Genomic DNA, 19,731 nt, shown 5'->3' on the forward strand with positions numbered 1-19,731 from the left:
GTACCGTGGTCGTGGGTGAGGAACCGTGGCCGTGGTGCCGGACTTCGTGGGAAAGCAGGCTCTCGACGCCTGGCTGTCCGGGCACGAGGCGGGCCTGTCGCTGCAGGGTCCCGATCCGGACAGCCCACATCCCCTGCTGAACGGCCGGGTCGTCGCGCAGGTACCCGCGGCCGGAACGCGGCTGCCGCGGTGGAGCGTGGTGACCGTCTGGATCACCGGCGGCGGAGACCCCGCCGGCGTCCGCGAGCCGCGGCGGCCGCCGCCGGACCTTCTCGAAGACCAGGCCGAGGGCTGATCACCGGGTGTGATCGGCGGTGCCAGGGCGGCTCGTTACCCTGAGGGGATGACGTCGCAGAAAACCCCTCAAACGATGAAGCCCGCGACAGCGGCGAAGAAGCTGGGTGTGTACCTGGAGGCGACCCCGGCGGAGTTCCAGGAGGGTGTCGTCTCCCGCGACGAGCTGAACGCGCTGCAGACCGAGCCGCCCGAGTGGCTGCGCGAACTGCGCCGCACCGGGCCGCATCCGCGTCCGGTCATCGCGGCGAAGCTGGGCGTCTCCATCAGCGGTCTGGCGCGTGGCGGGATCACCGGCGCCCTCACCACCGAACAGATCGACGCGGTCAAGAACGAGAACCCGGACTGGCTGAGGCGGGAGCGCGAGACGCAGGCCGAGGTACGCAAGGAGGAGGCACGCCTCAAGGCGGCCCGCAGCGAAGGCTGACCTGGACGCCGGCGCGAGACCAGCGATCATGTCGCGAAAGCCACTTTCGCGACGCCCTCCGGAGCTGCCCGACGCTAACCACGCCGACGAGGCTTGCCGCGTTTCCCGCCCTGGGGAGCACGACGGTTCCCGGCCGGCGGCTTCCGGCCGCCGGGCTGCGGGCGTTTGCTCTTCGGCAGAGTCTTCTTTTCCGGCGCCTGCTTTTCGGGAGCCTGCTGCCGCCCGCGCGTGCTGTTGACCGTGCGGCCGCGCACGATCCCGATGAACCGCTCCATCAGGTCGGTGGTCTCGTCGTCCGGCCAGGACAGCGCGACCCCGGATTCCGGCGTGCCGGAAATCGGGCGGTAGGTCAGATCACGCCTGTGATGCAGCCGCGCGAGCGACTGCGGGACGACGAGGAGCCCGACACCCGCGGCGACCAGCTCGATGGCGTCGGCCGTGGTGGCGGGTCGCTCCAGCGCGGGCTTCCCCGGAGGCGCGTCCCAGTCCAGCGTGTCGTCGAGCGGGTGCAGCACGATCTCGTCGGCGATGTCGTCGACGGAGACCTCGTCCGCGGCGGCGACCAGGTGATCCTTGGGAACGACCACGACGGTCGTCTCGGTGTAGAGCGGGATCGCGTGCAGCCCCTCGCGATCGATCGGGAGCCTCAGCAGAACGGCGTCCACCTCGCGCTCGCGGACCAGCGACGCGGCTTCGGCCGCGGTCGTCTGGACGAGTTCGAGCGGGACGTCGGGCGACCGCTCGTCCCAGATCCGGACCCACTTCGAGGGCGTCACGCCGGGGACGTACGCGAGCTTGAAGGATTTGGGTGTGTCCGGGCCGGTCATGGAGGAAAGGTTACCGGGAGTGGTCGTCGCCCTCGTGAGTGGTAAGGACGGTTCTAACCGTCGTTACCACTCACGAGACCCGCTAAGGAGCCCAAGCCGCCGAGACCGCCCACGTCACGTCCTGGTCATACGAGACCGGATTGTCGAAGGCGTGGCCACCGCCGCTGGTGGCGACGTAGACCTCTTCGGCGTAGTGCCGCATGTTCGTGCCCAGTTCGTTCAGCGACGCCAGCCGCACTCCACCGGACCCGGGCTGGGCGCAGAATGTCGCGTCCTTCCGGAACAGGTCAGTGTTGTCGTTCCCGCCCAGTCGCACCCGGAAGTCCGCGTGCCGCAGGAAATTGCCCGGATAGTTGCGCGCCTCCAGCGAGTAGCACGACGGATCCGCGAGACCGCGCCGCACGACGAATGTCGCGTCCGCCTTGAGCAACGCCGGGCTGGAGCCGTTCACCACGTCCGTCCGCGCGAGGCCGTCACGGTGGCGCAGGAAACGATCCGTGAAACCGGGAGTCGTCACCTTGAACGACCGCGCCTGGTCCAGCGGCAGATCCGCGCCGCTGCGCCAAAGCGGGACCGTTGCCGCCCACGTCGTGTCCGCCACGAAGCTCGACGGCGTGTCCCACGGGTTGGGTCCGCCGCTGCGCGCGAGGTAGACGGTCTCGGCGTAGTGCCGGAGGTACGCGCCACGCTGGTTGAACGACTCCAGCGCCGTTCCGCCGGCGCCCTCCCTCGCGCAGAAGGTCGCGTCGGCGGCGAACAGCGCCGAGCCGTCGTTCGCGTCCTTGCGGATCCGCGAAGACGCGTGCCGCAGGAAGTGCCCGGGGTAGTTGCGGGACTCGAACGACAGGCACGACGCGTCGGCCAGCCCCTGCCGAGCCCAGAACGTGGCGTCCTTTTTGGCGAGGTCCGCACTGCCTTCGCCCAGGACGTCGGTCCTCACGAAGTCGTCCTGGTGGCGAAGGTAGCGATCCGTGTACCCCGCCGTGGTGACCCGCAGTGACACGAGTTCGCCCCGGCCGACCTCGGTGCCCTTGGCGATGGCGAGCACCTTCTGGTTGATCTCACGCACCCGCGCCTCGGTCATCTTCAGCACGCGGCGGTCGTAGGTGTAGAAGCCGTTGACCTCGTTCTCGACGTCGTACGGTTCGGTGTAGACCGACGCGGAAAGCCCTCGGCCGTGCACGAACCGCCCGACCTGCTTGGTGATCTCCACGTACCGGTTCGTCAGCGACGTCTCGTCCGGATACAACGCGCCGTACGCGAAGCCCTTGCCCGGCTCCCATTCGTGCCCGGTGACGCGTCTCCCGAGGCCGCCGTATTCACCCAGGACGGCGATCCGGCGGGCGTCGGGTTGCCTCGTACCGGTGGAGACCTGGTACGCGTGATCGTCGATCACGTCGCCGTTGCCCGGATCCGGATCCGACACACAGCAGTTCGAGCCGGAGTTGTGGTTGATCAGCCGGGTGCCGTCGATCGAGCGGACCAGGTCCACGATGCGCCCGGCCTCGTATTCGCCCCAGCCTTCGTTGAACGGCACCCACTGCACGATCGACGTGATGCCCTTGTGCTGCTCGATCATCCGCCGTAGCTCGGACTCGAAGTTCGCGTGCCCGTTCGGGACCTCGTCGATCGAGTCGAGCGACGGCATGTCCTGCCAGACCATCAGCCCGAGCCGGTCGGCGTGGTAGAACCACCGCGCGGGCTCGACCTTGATGTGCTTGCGGACCATGGTGAAGCCCAGCGCCTTCTGACGTTCGAGATCGAACCGCAGCGCCTCGTCGGTCGGCGCGGTGTAGATGCCGTCCGGCCAATATCCCTGGTCCAGCGTGCCGAGCTGGAAGACGAACTTCCCGTTGAGCAGCGGCCGCATCACGCCGCCGACCATCGCCTTGCCCAACGACCGCATGCCGAAGTACCCGGTGACGGCGTCGCCTCCCGGCAACCGCACGCGCAGGTCGTAGAGGAAGGGGTCGTCCGGCGACCACAGCCGCGCGTTCGGTACCGGGATCCGCAGGTGGGAACCGACCGCGCCGGTGGCGGTCCCGACCACCTGCCCGCCCGAAAGCACCTCGGCGGTCGCCTGCTGCCCGGCGGTCCCTTGGACGACGAGGTCGAGCGCACCACCAGGAACGTCGGGAGTGGTGTCGAGCCGCGTGATGTGCTCGGTACGCACAGGCTCCAGCCAGACGGTCTGCCAGATCCCCGACGCCGCCGTGTAGAAGATTCCGTCGGGGGTCTTGCGCTGCTTCCCCACCGGGTACCGGCTTCCGTCGACCGGCGACGCGACACCGACGACGATCTCGTTCTCCCCCGCCTTCAGCGCCGGCGTGATGTCGAACGAGAACGCGTCGAAACCACCGGTGTGGCTCCCGATCGACGTCCCGTTGACCCAGACCCTGGTCTCCCAGGTGACGGCGCCGAAGTTGAGCTTCACCCGGCGACCGTCCCAAGTGGACGGTACGGTGAACGTCCGGCGGTAGAACATGGCGTCCTCGTGCCGTTTGATCCCCGAAAGCATCGACTCGATCGGGTACGGCACGAGAACGTTCTCGCCCAGGGGCCTGCCGATCGGCGGCGAGTTCAGGTTCGGCGCGCCGGTGAAACCCCAGGTGCCGTTGAGGTTGAGCCATTCCGTGCGCACCAGTTGCGGGCGCGGGTACTCGGGCAGCGCGTTCGACGGGGAGACCTGGTCCGTCCACGGGGTCGGGAGCGGGACGGGGGCGGCTTGGGCGACGGGGACGAGTGTCGTCGCGGCGGCCAGCAGACCGGCCACGACGCTCAGGGCGCGCGCGGTTCTTCGGTGCATGCGATCTCCCTATCTCCTGGCGGTCGTCCGGGCCAATGACCGTTGCAGCACAACGACCACCAAGAGGAACGCACCGCTGACCACCGACTGGTAGTTGCTGTCGAGAGTGCCGATCTGGTTGATGACGTTCTGGATGACCGTCCGGATGCCCACGCCGATGACCGTGCCGAGAATCGTGCCCATTCCACCGGTCAGCAGGGTGCCGCCGATGACGACCACGGAGATGGCGTCCAGCTCCAGGCCGACCCCGATCACCGTGACACCGGATTGCAGGTACGCCGCGGTGAGCGCGCCCGCGAGCCCGGACAGGACGCCGCTCATCACGTAGACGGTGACCTTGGTGCGCGCCACCGGAAGTCCCATCAGCTTCGCGGACTGTTCCGAGCCGCCGGTCGCGAACACCGACTGCCCGAACCTCGTTCGCCGCAACAGCAGCCCGCCGAACAGGCACAGCGCCGCCGCGATGAACACCGGATAGCCGAACCCGAACAGCGTGCCGCGCCCCAGCTCGACGAACGCCTCGCCCTCCGGGATCTTGTACGTCGTCGCGCCCTCGGAGGTGATCGCGAGCAGCAGCCCGCGGGCGAACAGCAGCGACGCGAGCGTGACGATGAACGGCGCCATCCCGGTCTTCGCGACGAGCAGCCCGTTGATCAGGCCGATGAGCCCACACACCGCCAACGGCAGCAGCAGTGCGACGAGGAAACCCCACTGCGACCCGTAGGCGGCGAGGACCCCGCCGAGCGCGTAGACCGACCCCACCGACAGGTCGATCCCGCCGGTGATGATCACGAACGTCATCCCGAGCGCGATGATCGCGAGGAACGAGCTCTGCAACGCGATGTCGCGCAGGTTGTCCAGGCTGCCGAACCGCGGGAACAGCAGCCACGCGACGGCGACCATGAGCACCAGCGCGATCGCCGCGCCCTGTTTCTGCAGGACCCCGGTCATCAGCTCGCGCCGGGTGGAGTCCTGGGCGGCCATCGTGGGCGCCGCGGTCATCGGCTGCTCCGTTCCCGTGCGACGTACACCGCGCCGACGATGATCGCGGCCTGGATCATCTGCGCGGTCGAATCCGGCAGGTTGTGCTTGATGAGCGTGGCGCGGACGAGCTGCATGAGCAGGACCCCCATCACCGTGCCGAGGATGCGGACCCGGCCGCCGGTCAGCGGGGTGCCGCCGACCACGACCGCGGTGATCGCGGACAGTTCCATCAGCAGTCCGGCGTCCGCGGGGTCGCCCGCGCCGAGCCGGGCGGTGGACAGCACCCCGGCCAGCGCCGCGAGCAGGCCGCAGATCGCGTAGACGCCGATGAGGACGCGGGTGACCGGCAGCCCGGCGAGCACGCTGGCCCGCCGGTTGCCGCCGATCGCGACCAGGCGCCTGCCGAAGGCCGTCTTCCCGACCAGCGCCGCCATCAGCACGGCGAGGACGGCCGCGATCAGCACGCTCACCGGGATCCCCAGGACCTCGCCGGTGCCGAGCGCGAGGAAACCCGGGTCGTGCAGCTGGATCAGCTGGCCGTCGGCGAGCACCAGCGCGAGCCCGCGCCCGCCGACGAGTAACGCCAGCGTCGCCACGATGGGTTGAATCCCGACTCTGGCCACGAGAACGCCGTTGAACGCCCCCGCCGCCAGCCCTGCGGCGAGCGCGATGGCGACCGCGGGCAGCGTTCCGTAGCCGAGGTACAGCGGGACGAGCGCGGCCGACAGCGCCATCACCGCCCCCACCGACAGGTCGACGCCCTCGGTACCGATCACCAGCGCCATCCCGAGCGCGACCACCAGTACCGGCGCGGCCTGGATGAGCTGGGTGCGGAAGTTCCCGACGGTCAGGAAATTCGCCGTGAACGCGATGTTGAACAGCACGAGCGCGACGACGGCGACGTACACGCCGTACTCCTGCAGCCACCGCGCCACCCGGGTCCGGTCCACCGTTTTCGCCGTATCCGTCATGGTGGGCCCCGGTTCCTCCGTTCTCCGCTGGGTGCTAGTCATCCGTGCCGCCCGAAGCGATCGCGGCCAGCACGTGGTCCTGGGTCAGCTGCTCCCCCGCCAGCTCCCCGACCACCGCGCCGTCCTTGAGCACGATCAGCCGGTCGGCGCCGTCGAGGAGTTCGTCCATCTCCGACGAGATCAGCAGGACGGCGAGCCCGTCTTTCGCGAGTTCGTCGATGAGCGCCTGCACCTCCGCCTTCGCGCCGACGTCGATCCCCCGGGTCGGCTCGTCGAGCAGCAGTACCTTCGGTTCGGTGCAGAGCCAGCGGGCGAGCAGCACTTTCTGCTGATTCCCTCCGGAGAGCTCCGCGACCTTCTGGTCCGGGCTGGACACCTTGATCCGCAGGCGTTTCACGAACGTGTCGACGATCCTGTCCTGCCTTGCCCGGCTGACCAGACCGAACCGCGACAGCTTCGGCAGCGCGGCGAGCACGATGTTCTCCCGGACCGAGAGATGCGGGATGATGCCCTCGGTCTTGCGGTCTTCGGCGAGCATGCTGACGCCCGCGCGCATCGCGGCGGCCACGTTCCCTTGCGGGACTTGCCTTCCGCCGACGAGCACCGTGCCTCCGGAGAGCGGCAGGTCGCCGACGATCGCCCGCGCGGTCTCGGTCCGGCCGGAGCCGAGCAGCCCCGCGAGGCCGACGATCTCGCCGGGCCTGATCTCCACCGAGACACCGCTCAGCCGGTTGCCGCTGGTGAGGTCCTCCGCGCGCAGCACCGGTTCCCGGCCGGCCTCGTGGTCGCCCTCGAACGCCGTCGCGCCATGGGAGCGGATGTCGCCCACACTGCGGCCGAGCATCATCGACACCAGTTCCAGCCGCGGCAGGTCGGCGAGCGGCCCGGTGTGGACCCGCTTGCCGTCCCGTAGCACCGTCACCCGTTCGCAGATCCGGTACAGCTCGTCCATCCGATGGCTGACGTACACGATCGCGATCCCGCGTTCGTGCAGCCTGCCGATGACCTCGAACAGCGTCTCGACCTCACGCGGCTCCAGCGAGGACGTCGGCTCGTCCATGATCACGACGTCGGCGTCGACCGACACCGCGCGCGCCAGCGCCACCATCTGCTGCGCGCCGACCCCGAGTGTCCCGAGTGGACGACGGACGTCGGCGTCGATGCCGTAGTCCTTCAGCAGCGCCGCCGCGTCGGTGTTCATCCGCGCCCAGTCCACCAGCCCGAACCGCTTCCGCGGCTCCCGGCCGAGGTACACGTTGCTCGCCACGCTCATCAGCGGGATGAGGTTGACCTCCTGGTAGATCGTGGAGATCGCGCCCCGCGCGTGGATCGTGCCGGAATCCGGCTTGTGCACGCCGGTGAGCACCTTGATCAGCGTCGACTTCCCGGCGCCGTTCTCGCCCACCAGCGCGTGCACCTCGCCCGGCCGCAGCGCGAACGACACGTCGTCGAGCGCGCGCACCCCGGCGAACGTCTTCGTCACGCCTTCGACCTCGAGAACCGGTTCCATCGTCAGTACGCGTTCCCGAGCTTCTGGGCCGCGTTCGCCGAGTCGTACTGGTCGTCGGAGATCACCACGGTCGGCGGGATCTCCTTGCCGGCGGCGAAGTCCTGCAGCGTGGAGAAGGCGAGCGGGCCGAACCGAGGGTTGGACTCGATCACCGCGTTGTAGCTGCCGTCGGCGATGAGCTGGACGGCGTTGCGGGTGCCGTCGATCGAGACGATCTTGACGTCCTTGCCCGGCGTCTTGCCCGCGGCCTTGAGCGCGGTGACCGCGCCGATGCCCATCTCGTCGTTCTCGGCGTAGACGGCGGTGATCTCCGGGTTGCTCTGGATGAGCTGCTCCATGACCGCCTGGCCCTTGGACCGGTCGAACTCGCCGGTCTGCTCGGCGACGATCTGGATACCCGTGGTCGCGGCGATCTCGTCCTTGAAGCCCTTGGTGCGGTCGGTGGTCACGTTGTTGCCGGAAGCGCCGAGCAGGATCGCGACCTTGCCGGTGCCGCCGGTGGCCTTCACCATCTCCTGCGCCGCGCGCTTGCCCTGCTCGACGAAGTTGGAGCCGATGAAGGTCAGGTAATCGGTGCACGGCTGGGAGGTCACCTTGCGGTCGATCGTGACGACCGGGACCTTCTTGGCCTTCGCCGCGTCGAGGGCGGGCTGGAGGCCGTCGGAGTTCAGCGGGGCGACGATGAGCAGCTGCGCGCCCCGGTCCAGCAACGACTTGATGTCGCTGACCTGCTTGTTGAGATCGCTCTGCGCGTTGGTGATCAGGAGTTTGTCGTCCGGGACACCGAGTTTCCTGGCTTCGTCCCTGATGGACTGCGTCTCGGCGATACGGAACGGGTTCGCCTCCTTCTCCGACTGGGAGAAGCCGATGACCGCGTTCTTCACGTCCACCTGCGGGTAGCCGGTCTTCTCGCGGGCGCATCCCGGCCCCGCGGCCTGGCTCGGCGCCGCCGAAGCGGCGGGCCCCGCCCCCGACGGGGCGGATTGCTGGGTCTCGCGGCTGGTGCAGGCCGTCAGCGCGAGCGCGAGGCCGGTCACCAGGAGCAGGGTGCGGCGGATGGGCAGGGACATCGATCGCTCCTCGGGGAAGTCGAGCACACGGATCGGCGGTGACCCATGTCACTCATAGGGACGATGCCAGATTTACATCGTTGGTACAACGTTGTAAATCCGCCGTTCGCGCGGCTAGGCTGTGCCGGATCTGTGCCGGAGCACTGCAGAGGGGAGCGAGGGTGGCCACGCTCAAGGACGTCGCCAAGCTTGCGGGCGTCTCGGTCAAGACCGTGTCGAACGTGGTCAACGGCTACGACTTCGTCAAGCCGGAGAACCGCAAGCGCGTCGAGGAGGCACTGGCGTCGACCGGGTACCGGCCCAACCTCGGTGCCCGCAATCTCCGCCGCGGGCGCACCGGATTCCTCGGGCTGATGCTGCCCGAGCTGAGCATCCCGTACTTCGGCGAGCTGGCGGGCCTGGTGCTGCAGGCGGCGCAGGAGCACGAGTGGAACGTCCTGATCGAACAGACCCTCGGCACCAGGGAACGTGAGCGCAACGCCCTGTCCGCCCTGGGCCCGCATCTGATCGACGGCGCGATCATCAGCCCGGAAGCGCTCCACACCAACGATTTCGAGGATCTGGCGCCAGGTGTGCCACTGGTGATGCTCGGCGAGCACGTCGTCGACGTCCCGATCGACCACGTCGGCATCGACAACGTCCAGGCCGCCCGGATCGCGGTGCGGCACCTGATCTCGCTCGGCCGCCGGCGGATCGCCGCGATCGGCGCGCATCCGCAACGCCACACCGCCGCGCAACGGCTGGAGGGTTACCACTCCGCGCTCGAAGAAGCCGGCCTCACGCCCATTCCCGAACTGGTCCTGCCCGCCCTGCGCTACCACCGCGCCAACGGCGCCGAGGCGATGGCGCATCTCCTCGCGCTGCCGGAACCGCCGGACGCGGTCTTCTGCTTCAACGACCTCCTCGCCATCGGCGCCCTGCGCGCCGCGGCCGAACGCGGCGTCCAGGTGCCATCGGACATGGCGATCGTCGGCTTCGACAACAACGAGGAGAGCGCGTACAGCCTGCCCTCGCTCACGACGATCGCTCCGGACAAGGCAGCGATCGCGCGGGCCGCGGTCGACCTGTTGCGGCGGCGTATCGCGGGCGGGAGTGACCTGAAACCGGAAGACGTCCAGACCCCGTTCTCGCTCGAAATCCGGAACAGCACCATCGCCTGATCCCCCGCGTTTCGTCCTCTGAACGCGGTAGTTGCGCGTGCAAGGACCGCATCCAGAGGACGAAACGCGCGACTCGTGGCATTGTGTCTCCGTGAACCGGGCCCTGGCGGTGCTGACCCTCGTCGCGTACGTGACGTTGCCGCTCGGCTCGGCCAAATACGAGACGCTCGTGCTGCCGACGCTCCTCGCCGGGCTGGTCTACGCGGCGATCGCGATCGCCGGCTTCCCCTGGGTGCAGAAACACGGGCGCGCGTGGGCGATCGTGTACGTCTGCGTTCAGTTACCGCTCGGCTTCACCCTGTTCTCGCTTTCGGGCGCCGCCATCGGGGCGGTCCTGCTTCTCGTGGTCCTCGTCTGTCACACCGTGTTGCTGCTGCCGCTGCCGGCGGCCTTCGGGGTCGCGGTGGTGATCCCGTTGATCCACCTGCCGATGGCACCGCTGGACGGGCTCCGCGAAGGACTCGGGACGCTGGCGGTCATGGTCTTCGCCGCCGTGGTGACCGAGCTGGTCGTCCGCGAGAAGCGGGCCAGGGAGGAACTCGCCGAAGCGCACGAACGGCTCCGCGACCAGGCCGCGCAGGCCGAACAGCTCGCCACTATCCAAGAGCGCAACCGCGTCGCGCGCGACATCCATGACGGGCTCGGCCACCACCTCACCGTCGTCCAGATGATGCTGCAGGCCGCCCGGGCGGTGATCGGCGCCGGCGACACGGAGCGGGCCGACGGGATGCTCGCCAAGGCGCAGGACCAGTCGCGCGAGGCCCTGGCGGAGGTCCGCCGGTCGGTGTCGGCGCTGCGGGAGCCGCGTTCCGGACCGCTCGCCGACGCGGTGCGGGCGCTGACGGAGGAGACTTCCGCGGCGGGTGTGCCGACCGGTTTCGAGGTCAAGGGCACCGCCCGGGAAACCCGCCCCGACGTGGAGGAGTCGCTGTTCCGGGCGGCCCAGGAGGGACTGACCAACGTGCGCAAGCACGCGCGCGCCACCGCCGCGGCCGTGGTGCTCGACTACGCCGTCACCGATCGAGTCCGCCTCGAAGTCCGTGACGACGGTCTCGGGTTCACCGGCGATCCCCCGCCGGACAAGGGTTTCGGCCTCGTGGGGCTGCGCGAGCGGGTCGCCGCGCTCGGTGGCCGCGTGACGGTCGACTCCGCTGCAGGGCAAGGCTCGACGCTCACGGTGGAGGTGCCGGGATGAGCGTCCGGGTGCTGATCGTCGACGACCAGGCGCTGTTCCGCGAAGCCCTGGCGACGCTGCTGGAAGTCCAGCCCGAGATCGACGTCGTCGGCGAGGCCGCGAACGGTGAGGAGGCCGTGCGGCTCTGCGCCGAACTTCGCCCCGACGTCGCGCTGATGGATCTGCGGATGCCGGTGCTCGACGGAATCGCCGCCACAGCCCGGCTTCAGTCCGAGCAACCGGACGTGCGTGTCCTGGCGTTGACCACGTTCGACGACGACGAGGACGTGTTCGCCGCGTTGCGTGCGGGCGCCGTCGGCTATCTGCTCAAGGACGTCTCGTCGACGCGGCTGGTCGAAGCGCTGGTCGCGGCCCGACGGGGCGAATCGGTGCTGCAACCGTCGATCGCGGCGAAACTCGTCGCACACGTGGCGCGGCTGCCGGCCAAGACACCCCGGCCGTCGACGACGCCGCTCTCGGAGCGTGAACTGGAGGTCGTCCGGCTCCTGGCGGGCGGCCGCAGCAACCGCGAGATCGCCAAGACGCTGTTCCTCGCCGAGGGCACCGTGAAGAACCTCGTGACGAGCGTCCTGTCCAAGCTCCAGGTGCGGGATCGCACCCAGGCGGCCCTGCGCGCGAAGGAACTCGGCCTGTTCTGAGCGGCGGGTCGTGATCAGACGGACGACACGCGTGACTGGACGGACGACTCACGCACCGGTCACATGACCTCGCACATGACTTCCGGCACCTGCTCCCGTGACCCGCCCCGGCCGAACATTGCTCCCATCGCACCGACCGAGGGAGCCGAAATGAAGCACACGACCGAACCGAGGACCCGCAAGCAGGCCGTCCTGCACTTCGCCCGCCACGCCGTGGAGATGCTGATCTCGATGGTGGCCGGGATGGTCGTCCTGGAACCGGTCTGGTCGTTCCTGTGGCCGGGCCTTCCCGGGAACGTGACCGCGAACGCGCTGGTGATGGCGACGAACATGTCGCTCGGGATGGCGCTGTGGATGCGGATCCGGCGCCACGGCTGGGCGTCGATCGCGGAGATGTCGGCCGCGATGTACGTGCCCTACCTGCTGTTCCTGCCGTTCTTCTGGACCGGCTTGATCTCGGGACCGACGCTGATGACGGCCGGGCACGTGCTGATGGTGCCCGCGATGCTGGCCGCCATGTTCCGCCGCCGCGCCGAGTACGGGCTCTGACCATGCGATCCTCCATCCGTGTCACGCTGACCGTGCTGGCGTTCACCGTCGCCGCGCTGGCCCTGCCGGTCACGCTCGGCGCCGTCACGCTCGACGCCAGCTTCGAAGACCGCTACCCGCCGCGAACCGACGGGATCGCGGCGCCCCCGGCGCACCGGCCGCACGATCCGGCGAAACCCACCGCGGTGGTCGTGGTGGGCAACGAAGGTGCCGTCGTCTCGGACGCGCTCGCGCCCTACGAGGTGCTGGCGGCGTCCGGCGCGTTCAACGTCTACACCGTCGCTCCGGAGGCCAGGCCGGTCACGTTGACCGGCGGCCTCGACCTGATCCCCGACCTGGGTTTCGCCGATCTCGACAGGCTGCTCCCGTCCGGCGCGCCGGACGTCGTGGTGGTGCCCGCGTTGCCGGATCTCGGCGAGCCGACCACGCGGCCGGTGACCGAGTGGCTGAACCGGCAGTCGGCGCGGGGCTCGCTGCTCATGAGCGTCTGCAACGGTTCGGGCGTGCTCGCGACGGCCGGGCTCCTCGATGGCCGGAAGGCCACCGCCCACTGGATCCGCATCGGTGGCTTCGACGACGAATTCCCCGCCGTGGACTGGATTCGCGGCACTCGCTACGTCGACGACGGGAACATCGTGACCACGGCCGGGATCCTGTCCGGGATCGACGGGGCGCTCCGGCTCACCGAGCGCTTCGCCGGCACCGAGACCGCGCGGAAGGCGGCGGAAGCCGTCGGCTGGGCCCACTACTCCCCCGGCTTCAGCCCACCTATGGAGCAGAACAGCTTCGAAGCGGCGGATACCGTGGTCGGGTTCAACACCGCCTTCCGGTGGGACAAGCCCAGGCTGCAGGTCCTGCTGACCACCGGGATCCGCGAGCTGGAACTGGCCGCGGTGTTCGACACCTACGGCCAGTCCCTCGCGGTCGAAACGCGGGCGGTCGGTCTCGACGGCGCGCCGATCCGATCCCGTCACGGCCTGACCTTCGCACCGCGTGGCACTCCGACCGACGGCCTCGACCGGCTGATCGTGCCCGGCACCGACGCGGCCGCGAGTCGCGCCGCCGACCGCTACCCCGGACTCTCACCGGTGTACCTGCACACCGGACCGGGGTTCCCGTTCGACGCCGTGGTCGAAGACCTGGCAAGCACGACGGACGCCGCGACCACGCGATGGACGACGAGGACGTTGGAGTACCAGCCCGCCCACCTCGCGGCCGACAGTGCGGCGTGGCCGTGGACGATCACGCTCCGGCCGTTCGGGCTGGCCGTCCTCGGCCTGCTCGCGGCCTTCGGGATCCGCGCCGTCAGTCGGCGATTCGCGGGCCGGGGCCCGTCTCCCGTGCGACGCGGTAGCGGGGGTTCGCACTGACCAGTGGCTCGGCCTTGCCGGGCAGGCCGTCGAGCGCCGCTTGGATGGCCGCTAGCCGTCCCGCGGTGTCCGACGTCTCTTCGAAATGCCGGTAGTCCGCCTCACTCGCCCAGCTGACCACGTTGACGACCCTCGTCCCGTCCACGCTCGCGTGGAAGCGGGCCGAAACGTAGCCCGGGTAGTACCGGACCCAGCGGTCCTGGATCTCCGCGAACGCCTCCACCAACGCCGCCTGGGTCTCCGGTCCGTTGACCGCGTACTCGATGATCGAGTAGAAACCCTTGTCCTCGCCCATGTTCACTCCCTTGAAGCAGATGGTGAACCCGAGCTTTCACCCTCGACCTCGGTGGAGATCAAGAGTGATCTGCCCGACATGTTGCTCCGGCCGGGTCTGGCGGACGGCCGTCCACTCGGCGAGGATCGCCCGATGCGCGACAGCAAGACATTCGGCCTGATCGCCCGTGGCGGGCTCGTCTGCTACGCGGTCGTGCACCTGCTCGTCGCCTGGCTCGCGGCGCAGGTCGCCCTCGGCGACAAGGCGAAGGCGGACAAGGCCGGCGCACTGCAGATGGTCGTCGCCGAGGGCGGCGCGTGGCTGCTGTGGCTGATCGCGGCCGGTCTCGCCTTCCTGGCGTTGTGGCAGCTCAGCGAGGCGATCACCGGGCACCGGCACGTCAAGGCGCGGCGGCGGACCGTGCGCCGGATCGTCAGCGCCATCGAGGTCGTGCTGTACGGCCTCGTGTCCTACAGCGCGGTGAAGATCGCCACCGCGGGCGCCGACGACGGGCAAGGCACCCTCGTCGCCGGGATCCTCGCGGAGCCGTACGGGCCGGTGCTGGTCATCACCGCCGGGATCGCCGTCGTCGCGGTGGCCGTGTTCCTCGCCCAACGCGGATTCCGGAAGACCTTCGTGCGGGAGCTCGACTTCGGCGGTGCCTCCGGCCCGACCCGGACCACGACGATCCGGCTCGGGCAGATCGGCTGGATCGCGCTCTCCGCCGCGTACGGCACCATCGGCGTACTGACGGTCGTCGCCGCGGTCACCTTCGACCCGGCCAAGGCGAGCGGCCTCGACGCCGCGCTGAAGACGCTCTCCGCTCAGCCGTACGGCGGTCCGATGCTCCTCGCGCTCGCGGCCGGGATCGCCGCGTTCGGCGCCTTCGCGCTGCTGGACGCGCGTTTCCGCAAAATCTGATCTGCCCGCCGACCCGACCTGTGGCACCGTGAACGACGTCTGGAGGTCGTGATGACAGGTGTGATCGCACTGATCCGCGAGGGCGGCGAAGCCGACCGTCAAGCGCGGATCGTCGAGGTGCTGGTGGAGGCCTTCGAGGACCTCATGCGCGCGGACGCCGACGCGTTCCGCCGCAAGTTCCGCAAGATGGCCGCCGCCCCGTTCGCCTTCTACCGGGGTTCGGCGTGCCTGTTCTACGCGGACATGGCGCACGAGGACGACCCGTGGGCCAACGCCGAGACCAGTCGCGTGTGGATCCAGGGCGACCTGCACGCCGAGAACTTCGGCAGTTACATGGACTCTTCGGGGACGCTGGTGTTCGACGTCAACGACTTCGACGAGGCGTACCTCGGCTGTTTCACCTGGGATCTCAAACGGCTCGCCGCCAGCGTCGCGCTGCTGGCGTGGAGCAAGGCGATCTCCGACGACGACATCGGGACACTGATCGGCACCTATCTGCGCGCCTACGTCAAACAGGTCCGCGAGTACGCCGAGCGCCCCGGCGACGAACTCGTCCGCCTCCAGCTCGACAGCACCGAGGGCGCCCTGCACCAGGTCCTGCTGAGGGCCCGGCTCAAGACACGGATCGACCTTCTCGACGAACTGACCACTGTGGAGGATTACGACCGCAGGTTCCGGCACGGGCCGGGGGTCAGGATCCTGGAGAAGGCCGAGCACGAGATCGCGGCCAGGGCCTTCGAGTCCTATTTGGACACCATTCCGGAGAACAAGCGGTTCGGCAGCATCACCTACCGGGTCAAGGACATCGTCGGCCGGACCGGGTTCGGCATCGGCTCGGCCGGGCTGCCCGCGTACAACATCCTCGTCGAAGGCCGCACCCAGGCGCTGGAGAACGACGTCGTCCTGTCGATGAAGCAAGGGAACGTCGCGGCGCCGAGCCGGATCGTGTCCGAGGAGAGCATCCGCGGCTACTTCACCAACGAGGGGCACCGCACCGCGGTCTCCCAGCGCGCGTTGCAGGCGCACGCGGACCCCTGGCTGGGACACACGGAGATCGACGGGACCGGGTTCGTCGTCTCGGAGCTCTCGCCCTACGTCGACGACCTGGACTGGTCGGATCTGACCGAACCGTCGGAGATGGGGCCGGTCCTCGACTACCTCGGCCGGGCCACCGCGAAGATGCACTGTGTGTCCGATTCGGACTCCGAGCAGACCCTCGTCGATTTCCAGAGCGAAGCGGCCATCGCCGCGGTGATCGGTGACCGTGAGGAGGAGTTCGTCCGCACGCTGACCGAGTTCGGGATGGCCTATGCCGAGCAGTCACGCGACGACCACCGGTTGTTCGTCGATGCCTTCCGCGGCGGGAAGATCCCCGCCGTCCGGCCCGCCGCGGAGGGCTGACCGGACGACGGGGACGCGCTACTCGCGGAGACCGATCGCTTCGATCGGCTTCGACCGCAAGGCCACGCGGGTGGCGAGGCCGAGCGACAGGACGCCGAGCAGGATCGCCCCGGCGAGGACGCCGCCGAACACGGTGATCGTGCCGGACGGGAGCGGCGTGCCGCGCAGGCCGAGGTTCAGCAGAACCAGCGGAACCCCCGCCACCACGGTTCCCAGCAGGGCCGCGACGCCTGCCGTCGTCAGGGCTTCGAAGCGCATCATCCGCACCACCTGGCGTTTCGAAGTGCCGACCAGGCGCAGGAGCGCGAACTCCCGGGAGCGCTGCGCCGTGCTCATCACCAGCGTGTTCGCCACGGAGATCACGACGTAGCCGAGGATCACCCCGACCGCGACCAGGTTCACGTAGAACTGGGCCTGCTGCTGCCCGCCCGCGGGAGCGGCCACGGCCGATCCCGGTGTCACGGACAGTCCCGGGTAGCGGGTCGCGAGATCGTTCAGCGCGGCGGTCACGGTGGCGGCGTCCGCGTCGGGCTGCTGTCGCACCAGCACCGCGTCGTCCAGCCGATCGGCGGTGTGTGCCCTGGCGAGATCCGCGGGCAGCACATAGCGGCCGAAAGCCTGGTCGCGGGTGTAGGTGGCGACCAGCCGCAGTTTGGCCGGAGCGCCGTCACCGAAGTAGAACTCGACCTCGTCACCGATCTTCTTCTCGTACCAGCCGGCCTCCGCTTCGCTCATCGCGACGGTGTTCCCGGTCAGGTCGGAGATCTTGCCCGACACCACGCCGAGCTCCAGGTTCCCGCGGATCTGTGCACCGTCCAGTCCCTGCGCCGCGTACCGCTCGACGCGCAGGCTTTCCTGTTCCCGCACCGTGTTGATCACCTCGGTGCGGACGACCGGGGTCGCGGCGGCCACCCCGGGGATCCGCCGCGCCGCCTCGGCGACCTCCGGCGAGAGCCCGCCCGTGCCACTGGCGAGCACCTGGTCCGCGGTCGTCGACTCGACGGTCTCCTCCTGGCGGGCGGCGGCCGCGGAGGTCTGGCTGTAGAACATCGTCAGCGCGAACGAGACCGCCAGCATCACCGGCGTCACCGCGGCGGCGAGACGACGCGAGTTGGCCTGGCTGTTCGCCGCGGCGAGGTAGCCGCTGATCCGCGACGTCCGGTTGAGCACCGGCGCGATCAGCCGCGTCATGAGAGCGACCACCTTCGGGCTGACCACGGCCAGCCCGATCACGATGATCAGTGCCGAACTCCCCGACGCCGCGAGCCCCGCGTCGCCGCGGACGAAGATCGGGACCATCGATCCGGCGAGGCCGGCCACCACCAGCGCGCAGCCGATGAGGACGCGCACGCGTCCGAGTTCACGCCGTTCCACCGCGGCCTCGCCGAGCGCCTCCACCGGCCGGATCGACGACGGGCGCCGCGAAGCCGACCAAGCGGCCAGGCGCGCCGTGCCGAGGCCGAGCAGCAACGCGGCGACGAGCGGGATCGGGCTGATCGCCAGTTCGAAGTCCGGCGGGATCACGCCGATGGCCCCGAACGCGTTCCTCAGGCCGAATCCCACGGCCACACCGAGGCCGCTGCCCAGTACCCCGGCGACCACCGCGACGATCATGGTCTCGGCGCCGATGAGCTTGCGGATCTGCTGGGGAGTCGCCGCGATCGCCCGCAGCAGCGCGAACTCCCGGCGACGCTGGTTGATGACCAGTGCCAGTGTGCTGGCCACGACGAACACCGCGATGAGGAGCGCGAAACCGCCGAACGAGCCCGCGAGCGCCATCAGCAGCATCCGGCTCTGGCTGACGTCGAGGAACTCGACCGTGCTGCGCTCGACCCCGGTCGTCACCGTCACCTCGTCGGTGCCGACCGCCGCCCGGATCCGGTCGGCGAGGTCCCCCGGCGCGACACCCGGGTCCGCCAGTACACCGATCGCGTGCGCCTGCCCCGGTGTCCCGGCGAGTTCGGCGGCCTTCTCCGGCGAGAAGAACACCGCGGATTGCCGCGCGAGGCCGTCGCCCGACTTCGGCGCGGCGATACCGGAAACCAAGTACTCCACCGGCGCGGAGCGGACGGCGATCTTCACCCGCTGACCGGCCGACACCCCGCTCCGCGACGCCAGATCCGCGTCCAGGACCACCTCGCCGACGCCCGCGGGCGCGCGTCCGTCACGCAGCGAGAACGGCGCCAGCGCCGCGGCGTCCCAGTTGTGGCCCAGCGATTGGCCGCCTTCGGGCCCGTTCAGCGCCCGGCCGTCGGCCGTCACCACGGTGGCCGGGAAGCTCTGCTCCGCCACCACGCCGCGGACCCCCGGCACCGCGGAGATCGCCCCGGCGAGGCTCACCGGCACCGAAGCCTGCTCGGCGACCTGCTGGGTCTCGAGCGGACCGGCGCCCGGCGGATCGACCGACTGCCGGCCGCCGACGACGACCGCCGCGTCCGCGTATCGCTGCGTCGGGACACCCGCGCGCAGACCGGATTCCATCAGGATGCCGCAACCGGCGACCAGCGCCGTCCCGCAGAGGATCGCGACGAACGCGCCGACGAAACCGCTCAAGCGGGTCTTGATCGTCTGCCAAGCCAAATCCCACATGACGTCACCACTCCCCGAGGTGCGTCATACGCTCGGCGACCCGCTCCGGAGTCGGCTGCGGAAGATGGCCCGCCAGCTTGCCGTCGGCGAGGAACAGCACGCCGTGCGCGGCCGACGCCGCGACCGGATCGTGGGTGACCATCAGCACGGTCTGCCCCATGCCGTCCACAATGGAGCGAAGCAGGTCCAGGACCTGGCGCGCGGTGCGCGTGTCCAGCGCCCCGGTCGGTTCGTCGGCGAGGACGACCTCGGGCCGGGTGATCAGCGCGCGGGCGATCGCGACCCGCTGCTGCTGGCCGCCGGAGAGTTCCGACGGGCGGTGTTCGAGCCGCTTCGCGATCCCCACTCCCTCGACGATCTCGCGCAACCACCGCGGATCCGGCTTCTTCCCAGCCAGCCTCATCGGCAGCGTGATGTTCTGCAGCACGTTCAGCGACGGCAACAGGTTGTAGGCCTGGAAGATGAACCCGATCCGGGTCCGCCGCAGCTCGGTGAGCGCTTTCTCGCGCAGCCTGTTCAGTTCCGTGTCGCCCAGCAGCACCCGGCCGGAACTCGGCTTGTCCAGCCCCGCCGCGCAGTGCAGGAAGGTGCTCTTGCCCGATCCCGACGGTCCCATCACCGCGGTGAACGAGCCCTTGCGCACCTCGACGGTCACCCCGTTCAAGGCCGTGGCCGCGCCGTCGCCGGATCCGTAGACCTTGCTCACGGATTCCAGCGTCAAGGCGCGTGTGCCCCCTGAATTCAT

General features: G+C 69.6%; 18 protein-coding genes. 9 read left to right on the plus strand and 9 right to left on the minus strand.

What is annotated here, in order from left to right; all coding sequences use genetic code 11:
* Positions 1–25 precede the first annotated feature (25 nt).
* Positions 26–295, plus strand: coding sequence for a PASTA domain-containing protein (locus tag ACOCEP_RS32520; protein WP_482333034.1), 270 nt, complete (start codon positions 26–28; stop codon positions 293–295).
* Between the two features lie 75 nt (positions 296–370).
* Complete coding sequence (locus tag ACOCEP_RS32525; protein ID WP_482339861.1) at positions 371–721, plus strand: DUF5997 family protein; 351 nt, start codon at positions 371–373, stop codon at positions 719–721.
* A 74-nt stretch (positions 722–795) separates the two neighbouring features.
* On the opposite strand, the gene ACOCEP_RS32530 is transcribed toward ACOCEP_RS32525, so the two are convergent.
* From ACOCEP_RS32530 to ACOCEP_RS32555, 6 genes are all read right to left on the minus strand, one after another.
* Positions 796–1,548 (minus strand): LysR family substrate-binding domain-containing protein, encoded by a 753-nt coding sequence (locus ACOCEP_RS32530; protein ID WP_482333035.1) that lies wholly within the window; start codon positions 1,546–1,548, stop codon positions 796–798.
* Positions 1,549–1,630: 82 nt separating this feature from the next.
* Positions 1,631–4,354: an AbfB domain-containing protein gene (locus ACOCEP_RS32535; protein ID WP_482333037.1), complete on the minus strand. Its 2,724-nt coding sequence runs from the start codon at positions 4,352–4,354 to the stop codon at positions 1,631–1,633.
* Positions 4,355–4,363: 9 nt separating this feature from the next.
* The gene (locus ACOCEP_RS32540) at positions 4,364–5,356 is read right to left on the minus strand and encodes an ABC transporter permease (RefSeq protein ID WP_482333039.1); all 993 of its coding nucleotides are present in this window, start codon (positions 5,354–5,356) and stop codon (positions 4,364–4,366) included.
* On the minus strand, positions 5,353–6,309 hold the full coding sequence (locus ACOCEP_RS32545; RefSeq protein ID WP_034318802.1) for an ABC transporter permease: 957 nt from the start codon (positions 6,307–6,309) through the stop codon (positions 5,353–5,355). The genes ACOCEP_RS32540 and ACOCEP_RS32545 overlap by 4 nt, the downstream gene beginning before the upstream one ends.
* A 34-nt stretch (positions 6,310–6,343) precedes the next feature.
* Positions 6,344–7,819, minus strand: a complete 1,476-nt coding sequence (locus ACOCEP_RS32550; protein ID WP_482333041.1) for a sugar ABC transporter ATP-binding protein — start codon at positions 7,817–7,819, stop codon at positions 6,344–6,346.
* A gap of 2 nt (positions 7,820–7,821) precedes the next feature.
* Entirely contained in the window at positions 7,822–8,889 is a 1,068-nt protein-coding gene (locus ACOCEP_RS32555) for an ABC transporter substrate-binding protein (protein WP_482333042.1), read from the minus strand.
* A gap of 161 nt (positions 8,890–9,050) precedes the next feature.
* Here ACOCEP_RS32555 and ACOCEP_RS32560 point away from each other — a divergent pair, with 161 nt between their 5' ends.
* The 5 genes from ACOCEP_RS32560 to ACOCEP_RS32580 all read left to right on the plus strand — a co-directional run bounded on the left by ACOCEP_RS32560 (position 9,051) and on the right by ACOCEP_RS32580 (position 13,801).
* Positions 9,051–10,049: a LacI family DNA-binding transcriptional regulator gene (locus tag ACOCEP_RS32560; protein WP_482333044.1), complete on the plus strand. Its 999-nt coding sequence runs from the start codon at positions 9,051–9,053 to the stop codon at positions 10,047–10,049.
* Between the two features lie 91 nt (positions 10,050–10,140).
* Positions 10,141–11,244 (plus strand): sensor histidine kinase, encoded by a 1,104-nt coding sequence (locus ACOCEP_RS32565; protein ID WP_482333046.1) that lies wholly within the window; start codon positions 10,141–10,143, stop codon positions 11,242–11,244.
* Positions 11,241–11,882 (plus strand): response regulator, encoded by a 642-nt coding sequence (locus tag ACOCEP_RS32570; RefSeq protein WP_482333047.1) that lies wholly within the window; start codon positions 11,241–11,243, stop codon positions 11,880–11,882. The genes ACOCEP_RS32565 and ACOCEP_RS32570 overlap by 4 nt, the downstream gene beginning before the upstream one ends.
* A gap of 150 nt (positions 11,883–12,032) precedes the next feature.
* Complete coding sequence (locus ACOCEP_RS32575) at positions 12,033–12,431, plus strand: hypothetical protein (RefSeq protein WP_482333049.1); 399 nt, start codon at positions 12,033–12,035, stop codon at positions 12,429–12,431.
* A gap of 2 nt (positions 12,432–12,433) precedes the next feature.
* The gene (locus ACOCEP_RS32580) at positions 12,434–13,801 is read left to right on the plus strand and encodes a DJ-1/PfpI family protein (RefSeq protein ID WP_482333050.1); all 1,368 of its coding nucleotides are present in this window, start codon (positions 12,434–12,436) and stop codon (positions 13,799–13,801) included.
* On the opposite strand, the gene ACOCEP_RS32585 is transcribed toward ACOCEP_RS32580, so the two are convergent.
* Positions 13,737–14,096: an antibiotic biosynthesis monooxygenase family protein gene (locus ACOCEP_RS32585; protein WP_482333052.1), complete on the minus strand. Its 360-nt coding sequence runs from the start codon at positions 14,094–14,096 to the stop codon at positions 13,737–13,739. The genes ACOCEP_RS32580 and ACOCEP_RS32585 overlap by 65 nt on opposite strands.
* A 51-nt stretch (positions 14,097–14,147) precedes the next feature.
* Between ACOCEP_RS32585 and ACOCEP_RS32590 the strand changes: the two genes are divergently transcribed.
* Together ACOCEP_RS32590 and ACOCEP_RS32595 are read left to right on the plus strand one after the other, a co-directional pair.
* A complete protein-coding gene (locus tag ACOCEP_RS32590) occupies positions 14,148–14,996 on the plus strand; it encodes a DUF1206 domain-containing protein (protein ID WP_482333054.1) in 849 nt (282 codons plus the stop codon).
* 51 nt (positions 14,997–15,047) lie between these two features.
* Positions 15,048–16,397: a DUF2252 domain-containing protein gene (locus tag ACOCEP_RS32595; RefSeq protein WP_482333055.1), complete on the plus strand. Its 1,350-nt coding sequence runs from the start codon at positions 15,048–15,050 to the stop codon at positions 16,395–16,397.
* 18 nt (positions 16,398–16,415) lie between these two features.
* On the opposite strand, the gene ACOCEP_RS32600 is transcribed toward ACOCEP_RS32595, so the two are convergent.
* Both ACOCEP_RS32600 and ACOCEP_RS32605 read right to left on the minus strand, forming a co-directional pair.
* A complete protein-coding gene (locus ACOCEP_RS32600; RefSeq protein ID WP_482333056.1) occupies positions 16,416–18,986 on the minus strand; it encodes an FtsX-like permease family protein in 2,571 nt (856 codons plus the stop codon).
* 4 nt (positions 18,987–18,990) lie between these two features.
* Complete coding sequence (locus ACOCEP_RS32605) at positions 18,991–19,731, minus strand: ABC transporter ATP-binding protein (RefSeq protein ID WP_482339862.1); 741 nt, start codon at positions 19,729–19,731, stop codon at positions 18,991–18,993.

Source organism: Amycolatopsis sp. CA-211722 (assembly GCF_056828465.1).